Genomic DNA, 8,944 nt, shown 5'->3' on the forward strand with positions numbered 1-8,944 from the left:
GCGCGGACAGCGCGCCGGATCTGCGAGGGTGAGTCGATGAGTCCCGATCCCACGACCCGCAGGGCGTCATGAGGACGACCCGCCTGCGCGTCGTCCTGGCCGACGTCGTGCCCGAGGTCTGCCGGACGGTGGACGTTCCGGCGGCCTGCGCGCTGCCGGAGCTGCACCTGTTGCTGCAGGCGGCGCTGGGCTGGACCGACAGCCACCTGCACCAGTTCGTCGTCGGCGACCGCCGCTGGGGGACCCCGCACCAGGAGTGGGACGACGGCCAGCTGGATGAAGGACAGGCAGGGCTGCGTGAGCTCGGCCCGACGTTCGACTACCTCTACGACTTCGGCGACGGATGGGAGCACACGGTCGAGGTGCTCGGTCGCGGTGGTGACGAGCCCCGCTGCATCGACGGCCACGGGGCCTGCCCGCCGGAGGACTGCGGCGGACCGGCCGGCTACGAGCAGCTGCTCGAGGTGCTCGCCGACCCGGCGCACCCGGAGCACGAGCACCTGACGGCCTGGGCGGGGCCGCGTACCGGCTTCGATCTCGGGAAGGCCGACGCGTTGCTACGCCGTACCGTCGGCACCGTCCCGGACAGCGTCCGGATGCTGCTCGAGCTGCTCGACGGCGGCGTCAAGCTCACGGCGGCGGGCCGCCTGCCGCGGCTCGTCGTGCGCCGGGTGCAGGAGCTGCGACCGCAGTGGGCCTGGTCGCCGCGAATGGTGGGCAGCGAGGAGGAGCTCGTGCCGCTCGCGGCGCTGCACGCGCTGCTGCGCGAGGTGGGGTTGGCCCGGCTGGCCAAGGGCGTGCTCCGCCCGACCAGGGCGGCCGCCGACGACCTCGAGGTCGTCCGGCGCCTGCGCGCCGCCTTCCCGGCGGGGACATTCGAGCAGCATGTGTCACAGGTGCTGCTCTACGTGCTGGTCCGACAAGGTGCGCTGCCGCAATCGCAGCTGGCCGAGCAGGTCCTTGCGCTGCTCGGCCCCGGCTGGAGGGCCGACGGCTGGCCGTTGACGCAGGGGCACGTGTCGGCGCAGCTGGGTCAGCTGTGGGGGCTGTTGACGGCACTGGACCTGATCGAGGGTGAGTCGGTCTGGAAGGCCGGACCGTCCGCACGCACGCTGCTCGCGGAGACGGCCTGGCTGCCTGCCCGGCCCGCCTGAGGCTGCGCAGGCGGTGTGTGCCGTCGGGTGCTGTGCACCACAGGTCAACAATCGCAAAAAGTTGACGTGTGATGTACACCCCGCTGCGCGGCACATGTCGATGCCCGAGGTGGGCGCACGCAAAGGCGCCCCTCGTGACCGTGCGAAGCGGGGCTACCGCTGGTCGCGGCGCAGCGGGTGGTCGTCGGGAATCTCGACCAGCACGATCGCGACGCCGTCCGGATCCTCGATCCACATCTCCACCAGCCCCCAGGGCTGCGTCCGTGGCGGCCGCCGGATCGTGACGCCCGCGGCGGCCAGCCGCTCGTACTCGCTCGTCACGTCGCGGACCTGGAGCCACAGCGACAGGCCTCGCGGCGGGGCGTCGGACTGGCCCGACACCTCGAGCAGGCCGTTGCCGAGGAAGAACACGATGCCGGGATGCCCCGGTGGGCCGAACTCGCGCGCGACGGCGAGCCGGAGCGTGTCCCGGTAGAAGCTGTGGCTGCGCGTGGGCTCTGCCGGGCGCAGCAGTACCCGGCTGCTCAGAATCTCCATCCCCGCATCTTCCCCGTCCGCCGACCGTCGAGCGGCTTCGCTACGGTCTGCTGGTGCCTGAGCTGAAGCGGGTGCCGGCGAACGGCATCGAGATCGCGTACGAGACGTTCGGGAACCGCGGCGCTCCGCCGGTGGTCCTGGTCATGGGGCTGGGCACACAGATGCTCGCCTGGCCGGACGAGCTCTGCACCGACCTGGCCGAGCGCGGTCACTTCGTGGTCCGCTTCGACAACCGCGACGTCGGGGCCAGCACCCACCTGCACGGGGTAGCCGCCCCGCACCCGGCGCAGGTGGTCGCGCGCCGCCGCCGCCCGCCGTACACGATCGACGACATGGCCGACGACGCTGTCGGCCTCATCGACGCGCTCGGGATCGGCCCGGTGCATCTGGTCGGCGCGTCGCTGGGCGGTTTCATCGCGCAGACCGCGGCCGTGCGCCGGCCGGACCGGCTGCGCAGCCTGACGCTGATCATGACCTCGACCGGTTCACGGCGGGTGGGGCAGGCCGACCCGCGGCTGATCGGCCGGCTGCTCCAGCGGCGGGTGGTGGCCGACCACGCCGAGGCAATGGAGGCGGTGGTCGAGATGTTCCGCGTCATCGGCTCGAAGGGTTATGCGCTGGACGAGGAGCGGCTGCGCGACGTCGGCGGCCGCAGCTTCGAGCGCGGCCACGACCCGGCCGGCTACCACCGTCAGCTGGCGGCGGTGGTCGGGCAGCCGAACCGTACCGAGCAGCTCCGGCGGCTGGACCTGCCGACGCTGGTGATGCACGGCCTGCAGGACCCGCTGGTCGCGCCCAGCGGGGGGCTCGCGCTGGCGCGGATCATCCGCGGCGCCCGCTTCGTCGGCTTCTCCGGGATGGGCCACGACCTGCCGCGGGAGCTGTGGCCGGAGTTCGCCGATCACATCGCGGCGCTGGTGCGGCGGGCGGAGGGCGCGTCGCTGCCGCGGTGAGCCGGGCACCGTCGCCGCCAGGCTGAACCGGGCCGCGGCGGGTCAGAGGTCGCGGAAGTGCTCGACCTGCGGCGGGGCGGCGAAGTGCGGCCCGATCAGCTCGCGCCAGCCCGCGAAGCGATCGCTGGACCGGAAGACCTCGTGTGCCTCGACCGAGTCCCACTCGATGAGCAGGACGAAGCGGGTCGGTGTCTCGATCCCGCGGGTCATCCGCACGGACCGGCAACCGGAGCTCTGCGTCACCAGCGGCTCCGCCTGCGCGTACCCCTGGCAGAAGGAGTCCTCGGACCCCGGCTTGACGTCGATGAGGGCAACTTCGAGAACCATGTGAACAGGGTGCCACCGCGTGCTGTCGCTGCACGCGGCGGCCCCTGGGAGGAGCGTCAGCCGGCCGGGCTCGGGCTCTCCTCGATGTCCGGAGTGGCATGGTCCGGCCCGAGATCCGCGTCGTTCTCGTCGTTCACGTCCGGCGCGTCAGCTCCGCCGTCGTCCTCCCGGATCACCGTGTCGGGGTCGTCCTCGTTGACGGTGCAGGCGCTGACCACGCCCAGGCCGCCCGTGAGCAGGACGGTCGCGAGCGCGGTCCGGAGGGTTCGCGGGGTCTGCATGAGTCGCTCTCCACATCTGTCTACGTCGTCCGATCACCCGTTCCGCTACCCGCCGGGACGGCGCTCACCCGTGTCCGGCCGGACGGCCTGGCTGGGCGCCATGGGCGACTGCCCGTCGCAGTGGAAGTCTGGCGTGGTGCCATCGGACGTGGTGATGGAGGCGGAGCAGGACCAGGTTGGCCGACCTGCTGTGGACCCGTATCTACGCCGGCAGACGGCCGCGGACGAAGCCGTCTGCGGCCGTCGTCGATCACTCGTCGGGGCTCACCAGCTCGCCCACGGCGGCGACCCCGTAGCTGATCTTCACCGTCAGGCGCCATGGTCGGTTCCGGGTTCAGCGCGCCCGGCAAGCGTCCCGCTAGCACAGTGCCGCTGCCGAGACGCAGGTAAGGTGAAAGTATGACTGTTACCAAGGTGACCGTGAGTCTCGACCCGGCCGTTGCGGAACGGGCCCGCCGGGACGTTGCGGAAGGCAGGGCGAAGTCGGTGAGCGCCTGGTTGAACGCCGCCGGACAGGCGCGGGTGGACGGCGACGATCTAGCCGTCGTCCTGGCGGAACTGTTCGAGGATTCCGGCGGCCCGCTGACCGAGCAGGAGCTGGCCCAGGCACGACAGCGACTGGCGCTCGCTGAGCAACGTTGAGCCTGATCCTCGACGCGGGAGCGTTGATCGCAGTGGAGCGGAACGACCGGGCCACAGCGGCGGTCATCGAGGCGGCGCGGCAGGAGCACCGAGTCGTGATTGTGCCGGCGGGTGTGGTCGGGCAAGTGTGGAGAGGTGGCGGGAGACAAGCACGGTTGGCTCGGCTGCTCAACGCGCGTGGCGTCGTCGTAGAGCCGCTGACCGACACCGGAGCTCGGGCCGCAGGGGTCCTGTGCGGCCAGGCCGGCACCATGGATGTCGTTGACGCGTCCGTGGTGCTCGCAGCACGCCGGCATCGCGCCACGGTCATCAGCTCCGATCGGTTAGACCTCCAGGCCCTCGACCCGAGAATCCCCCTGGTCGACTGCTGAACGGGGGGACGACTTCGCAGTGGACGAGGTTGACCGACCTGCTGCGGACGCCAGCGAACACTCGCGGATGATCGGGGTTCCTTCTGCAGGCAGGCGGACCCGATCGCGCGGAGGCTTCACGCAGCGTGCACTCCGCTGAATCCCACAATGCACAACCAGCTTGGCATCGTCGTATGTGTCTGACATAGTCGGCAGGTGAGAGTGCGGGTGGCTCGGTCTGGCCGGAAGCACAAGATTGGCAATGCCCACATCCTTGCCGCCATGGTCAACGCGGGCGAGCCCGTCCTCCTCGGCGACCAACTGCTGTACCAGGGGCCAGATGACCGGGGAGTCGAACTCGAGATCATCGCCGTGCCCGACGACTCCGGCCGCGCCGAACTCACCGTCATCCACGCCATGCCCACGGCCCTGAGGAGACGATCATGACCAACCCCAAGGACTACGTCGTCCGAGGTGATGCCAGCATCGACGACGTCGACCTCGACGTTGAAGTGGTCACCGTCAAGGGACGGCGACTCACCGAAGCCGGTGCCGAACAGCTTGCTCAAGAGACTCTGGCCGAGGCGCGTCTACGCAACCTGATCCCGGGTCGTAAGTCGCTCAGCGAAGGATCCACCCACTCGCCGCGGGTCCAGTTCCGGGTACCCAAGGCGGTCGCGATCGAGGCCCAGAACCGCGCTCGGGCGGAAGGCAAGTCGCTCTCCGAGTTGGCCAGGGAGGCACTACTGCGCTATCTGGCCTCGTAGCTCAAAGGGGACGTACTGGCTCTTGACCAGGTTGACCATCCTGCTGTGGACGCCGGCGGAGGGTCACCGACGCCGTGCCCCATGAGAGCGGGCCGCGCGTTGTCACTGTCCAGTCATGCGCTCGTCGGCTGGGTGCCCTTCTCCACAACCGTGACCTCAGGAGGCCAGCCACGCCGTCCAGCGCCGCAGCTCCAGCTGGTAGCGCCGGTCGGCATCGTCGTCGCCGTCGAGCAGTGGGCCGTCGTAGCTCGGAGAGAGCAGCAGCTCGGCATCGCGGTCCGGGTCGAGCTCGGCGGGACCGGTGAGATCGGGTGAAGCGACCGACATCCAGCGACGTGCCACGGCATCCTCCGGGGGCTCCGCCCGCGTGTCGAGCGGTGACTGCAAGGTGTAGCGAATGCCACCGACAGTTCCCGCCGTGCACCATCGGCGGGGACGAGCAGGGCGCGCGCGACCTGACCGTGGCGTCGCCGGACGGCACGCGCCGCCGGCCCCACGCGCGGTAGGAAGGTCCGGTGAGGCGACCGTGCTGAGGCTGCACTGTGCGGAGCGGACCGACCTGCTGGCCGATGCGCTCGCGCAGGTCCTCGCGACGCCGCTCGGCGACCCGCTCACACGCGAGGTCGTCGCCGTCCCCGCCAAGGGCGTCGAGCGCTGGCTGACACAGCGACTGTCGACCGTGCTCGGGGCAGGGGAGGCGCAGGACGGCGTCGCCGCGCACATCGCGTTCCCCAGCCCGACCCGCTTGGTCGACGAGGCCGTCGCGGCAGCCGGGAGGATGGACGCCGACGACGACCCCTGGGCGCCGTCGCGCGTGCTGTGGCAGCTGCTCGCGATCATCGACGGCTGCGTCGACGAAACCTGGTGCAGCGTGCTCGCCGGCCATCTGGGCACCGGCGAGGACAGCCACCGCGCCGGCCGGCGCTACGCCGCCGCAGAGCACCTGCGCGACCTCTACCGGTCGTACGCGGCGCACCGCCCGCGCATGCTGGTGGACTGGGCGGGCGGGGACGACACCGACGGCGCGGGCCGGGCGCTGGACAGCGAACAGTGCTGGCAGGCCGAGCTGTGGCGCCGGCTGCGTGCCCGGCTCGACGCCCCGAGCCCGGCCGAGCGGCTCGACGGCACCTGCCGGACGCTGCGCGAGGACCCCGGCTGCAGCGAGCTGCCCGAGCGGCTGTCGTTGTTCGGCGCCACCCGGCTGACCACCGAGCAGCGGGCCGTCCTGCGGGCCCTGGCCGAGCACCGCGAGGTGCACCTGTGGCTTCCGCACCCGAGCCCCACCCTGTGGGACCGGCTCGCCGGCAGCCCGGCGCCCGGCAGCCCGGCGCCCGGCAGCCCGGTGCCCGGCAGCCCGGTGCCCGGCAGGCGGCGCGACGACCGGAGCGCCCTGACGATCCGCCACCCGCTGCTGGCCAGCCTGTCCCGCGACACCCGGGAGCTGCAGCTGCTGCTCGGCGACGTCGACGACGTCCACCACCCGGCCGGGCCGGGGCGCGGCACCCTGCTGGGCCAGCTGCAGACGGCGATCCGCGACGACCTGCCCCCGCAGGCGGGCGCGACCGCCGACGGCACGATCCAGGTGCACGCCTGCCACGGTCCGGCCCGCCAGGTCGAGGTGCTGCGCGAGGCGCTGCTCCACCTCTTCGAGCAGGACTGCACGCTCGAGCCGCGCGACGTCCTCGTGATGTGCCCCGACGTCGAGAGCTACGCGCCGCTGGTCCGTGCCGCCTTCGGGCTGCCGGGACAGGGTCACCCGGGGCAGGGTCACCCGGGGCACCGGCTGCGGGTGCGCCTGGCGGACCGCTCCCTGCAGCAGACCAACCCGCTGCTCGACACCCTGGCGAACCTGCTCCGGCTCGCCGACGGCCGGGTCACTGCCAGCCAGGTGCTCGACCTGGCGGCCAGCGCCCCAGTACGACGACGGTTCGGCTTGCGTGACGACGACCTCGAACGGTTGCGGGACTGGGCCGCGCGGGCGGGCGTGCGGTGGGCGCTCGGCTCGCAGCAGCGGGAGGCGTACGCGCTGCAGGGCGTTCCGCAGAACACCTGGGACACCGGGCTGGACCGGCTGCTGCTCGGTGTGGCCGCCGACGAGAGCGAGCCGGCGTGGCTCGGGCTGGCGCTGCCGCTCGACGACGTCGACAGCAGCGACATCGACCTGGCCGGCCGGCTCGCCGAGCTGCTCGACCGGCTGGACGGCGTGCTGCGCCGGCTGCAGGGGCCGCAGACCGTCGGTACGTGGGTCGAGGTGCTCGGCGAGGCGCTGGACCTGCTCACCGACGTCCCCGACGACGACGCCTGGCAGCTCACGCAGGCCCGCCGCCAGCTGGCCGAGGCGGCCGAGCACGGGCAGGACGCGCTGCTACGGCTGGCCGACCTGCGCGTGCTGCTGGCCGGCCGGCTCGCGGGGCGGCCGACCCGGGCCAACTTCCGCACCGGCGAGCTGACCGTCGCCACGATGGTGCCGATGCGCTCGGTCCCGCAACGGGTCGTCGCGCTGCTCGGGTTGGACGACGGCGTCTTCCCCCGGGGCGGCAGCGTCGACGGCGACGACGTCCTGCAGCGCGATCCCTGCCTGGGTGAGCGCGACGTGCGCAGCGAGGACCGGCAGCTGCTGCTCGACGCGCTGATGTCGGCCGGGGACCAGCTGCTGCTGCTCTACACCGGCGCCGACCCGGTCACCGGGGCGAACCGCCCGCCCGCCGTCCCGCTCGGCGAGTTGTTCGACGTCGTCCGGGAGATGGTCGGCGACACGACACTGGCGGAGGTGCTGACCCGCCATCCGCTGCAGCCCTTCGACGCGCGGAACTTCGATGCCGCCCGCCCGTTCAGCCACGACACGGGTGCCTTCGCCGGTGCGCGGGCTGCGCTGCAGCCGCGGACGTCCGCCGGGGATTTCCTGACGGGTCCGCTGCCGGCCCGGCCGGCAGATGTGGCGCTGCGCGACCTGGTGGCCTTCCTGGTCCACCCGACCAGGGCGCTGCTGGCCCAGCGGCTCGGCGTGCACGTGCCGGACCGCCAGGACTCGGTCGCCGACGCGCTGGCCGCGGAGCTGGACCCCCTGCAGAAGTGGGACGTCGGCGACCGGATGCTCGCGGCACGGCTGGTCGGCCTCGACGCCGCCGCCTTCAACCAGGCCGAGTGGCGGCGCGGCACCCTGCCGCCGGGCCCGCTGGGGATGCGGTTGCTCGCCGAGCTGGAGGCGGCTGTCGAGTCGCTGGTGCAGGCGGCACGGACGGTGCACGCCGGTCGGCCGCGGGCGCTGGACGTCGTGATCGACCTGGGTGGCCGCACGTTGACCGGTACGGTCGAGGGGCTGCACGGCGCGGTGCTGACCAGCACGGGGTACTCCACTCTCGGACCGAAGCACCGGCTCACGGCATGGGTGAACCTGCTGGTGGTGGCCGCGAGCGGTGAGCCGGAGGTGACGGCGGTGACGACCGGCCGCGGGCCGTACCGCAAGCCGGTCTGGCGCTCGACGCTGGTCGCTCCGCCGCAGCCGCACGAGGTCCTGCGCGACCTCGTCGCGCTCTACGACGACGGCTTGCGCGAGCCGCTGCCGATCGCCACCGGCGCCACCCACACCTACGCCGACCGGCGACGGGCCGGCAGCTCTGTCGAGGAGGCGCTCGAGGCGGCGGAGAAGGACTGGTCAGGCAGATTCGGTGACGGCCAGGACCGGCACCTGGCCTACGTGCACGGTCCCGCGCCGGCCTTCGAGCGGCTGCTGGCGGGCGCCGACGCGGGGGAGGAGCGGACCCGCTTCGGGGCGCTCGCCCGGCGGCTGTGGGCGCCGGTCTTCGATTGCGAAACCCTCGGCGCTCCCTGAGCAGCCGTATCCAGGACAGCGGCCACGCCGTCCACCAGACTGCCGGCATGTTGCGTCCTGCAAGCTGCATCAGGCCAGCGGGTGTGAGTCCCGTCTGGGTA

Annotated in this window: 11 protein-coding genes; 7 read left to right on the plus strand and 4 right to left on the minus strand. The window is 72.5% G+C overall.

The window, feature by feature from the left end; translation table 11 throughout:
• The first annotated feature begins 68 nt into the window (after window positions 1-68).
• On the plus strand, window positions 69-1,154 hold the full coding sequence (locus WD794_09115; protein ID MEX2290469.1) for a plasmid pRiA4b ORF-3 family protein: 1,086 nt from the start codon (window positions 69-71) through the stop codon (window positions 1,152-1,154).
• A gap of 153 nt (window positions 1,155-1,307) precedes the next feature.
• Here WD794_09115 and WD794_09120 read toward each other — a convergent pair whose 3' ends face one another.
• The gene (locus WD794_09120; protein MEX2290470.1) at window positions 1,308-1,691 is read right to left on the minus strand and encodes a VOC family protein; all 384 of its coding nucleotides are present in this window, start codon (window positions 1,689-1,691) and stop codon (window positions 1,308-1,310) included.
• 53 nt (window positions 1,692-1,744) lie between these two features.
• On the opposite strand from WD794_09120, the gene WD794_09125 reads away from it, so the two are divergent.
• The gene (locus tag WD794_09125) at window positions 1,745-2,644 is read left to right on the plus strand and encodes an alpha/beta hydrolase (GenBank protein ID MEX2290471.1); all 900 of its coding nucleotides are present in this window, start codon (window positions 1,745-1,747) and stop codon (window positions 2,642-2,644) included.
• Window positions 2,645-2,686: 42 nt separating this feature from the next.
• Here the strand turns inward: WD794_09125 and WD794_09130 are convergent, their stop codons facing one another.
• On the minus strand, window positions 2,687-2,971 hold the full coding sequence (locus WD794_09130; GenBank protein ID MEX2290472.1) for an antibiotic biosynthesis monooxygenase family protein: 285 nt from the start codon (window positions 2,969-2,971) through the stop codon (window positions 2,687-2,689).
• A gap of 56 nt (window positions 2,972-3,027) precedes the next feature.
• The gene (locus WD794_09135) at window positions 3,028-3,252 is read right to left on the minus strand and encodes a hypothetical protein (GenBank protein MEX2290473.1); all 225 of its coding nucleotides are present in this window, start codon (window positions 3,250-3,252) and stop codon (window positions 3,028-3,030) included.
• Window positions 3,253-3,651: 399 nt separating this feature from the next.
• Between WD794_09135 and WD794_09140 the strand changes: the two genes are divergently transcribed.
• From WD794_09140 to WD794_09155, 4 genes are all read left to right on the plus strand, one after another.
• Window positions 3,652-3,894: a hypothetical protein gene (locus WD794_09140; protein MEX2290474.1), complete on the plus strand. Its 243-nt coding sequence runs from the start codon at window positions 3,652-3,654 to the stop codon at window positions 3,892-3,894.
• Window positions 3,891-4,265, plus strand: coding sequence for a PIN domain-containing protein (locus WD794_09145; protein MEX2290475.1), 375 nt, complete (start codon window positions 3,891-3,893; stop codon window positions 4,263-4,265). Before WD794_09140 ends, WD794_09145 begins: the two co-directional genes overlap by 4 nt.
• 195 nt (window positions 4,266-4,460) lie before the next feature.
• Entirely contained in the window at window positions 4,461-4,691 is a 231-nt protein-coding gene (locus WD794_09150; protein ID MEX2290476.1) for a hypothetical protein, read from the plus strand.
• Entirely contained in the window at window positions 4,688-5,011 is a 324-nt protein-coding gene (locus WD794_09155) for a DNA-binding protein (protein MEX2290477.1), read from the plus strand. The genes WD794_09150 and WD794_09155 overlap by 4 nt, the downstream gene beginning before the upstream one ends.
• A gap of 156 nt (window positions 5,012-5,167) precedes the next feature.
• On the opposite strand, the gene WD794_09160 is transcribed toward WD794_09155, so the two are convergent.
• Window positions 5,168-5,353 carry a hypothetical protein gene (locus WD794_09160; GenBank protein ID MEX2290478.1) on the minus strand — a complete coding sequence of 62 codons (186 nt, stop codon included), beginning with the start codon at window positions 5,351-5,353 and terminating at the stop codon, window positions 5,168-5,170.
• A gap of 184 nt (window positions 5,354-5,537) precedes the next feature.
• Here WD794_09160 and recC point away from each other — a divergent pair, with 184 nt between their 5' ends.
• A complete protein-coding gene (gene recC / locus WD794_09165; protein ID MEX2290479.1) occupies window positions 5,538-8,843 on the plus strand; it encodes an exodeoxyribonuclease V subunit gamma in 3,306 nt (1,101 codons plus the stop codon).
• Window positions 8,844-8,944 lie beyond the last annotated feature (101 nt).

The organism is Mycobacteriales bacterium, assembly GCA_040902655.1.
Lineage (GTDB): Bacteria > Actinomycetota > Actinomycetes > Mycobacteriales > SCTD01 > SCTD01.

Excerpts from the sequence above, each read along its gene's own strand:
- WD794_09155 (MEX2290477.1), top strand. The coding sequence starts at position 4,688 with ATGACCAACCCCAAGGACTACGTCGTCCGAGGTGATGCCAGCATCGAC.
- WD794_09115 (MEX2290469.1), top strand. The coding sequence starts at position 69 with ATGAGGACGACCCGCCTGCGCGTCGTCCTGGCCGACGTCGTGCCCGAG.
- WD794_09140 (MEX2290474.1), top strand. The coding sequence starts at position 3,652 with ATGACTGTTACCAAGGTGACCGTGAGTCTCGACCCGGCCGTTGCGGAA.
- WD794_09135 (MEX2290473.1), bottom strand. The coding sequence starts at position 3,252 with ATGCAGACCCCGCGAACCCTCCGGACCGCGCTCGCGACCGTCCTGCTC.
- WD794_09120 (MEX2290470.1), bottom strand. The coding sequence starts at position 1,691 with ATGGAGATTCTGAGCAGCCGGGTACTGCTGCGCCCGGCAGAGCCCACG.
- WD794_09130 (MEX2290472.1), bottom strand. The coding sequence starts at position 2,971 with ATGGTTCTCGAAGTTGCCCTCATCGACGTCAAGCCGGGGTCCGAGGAC.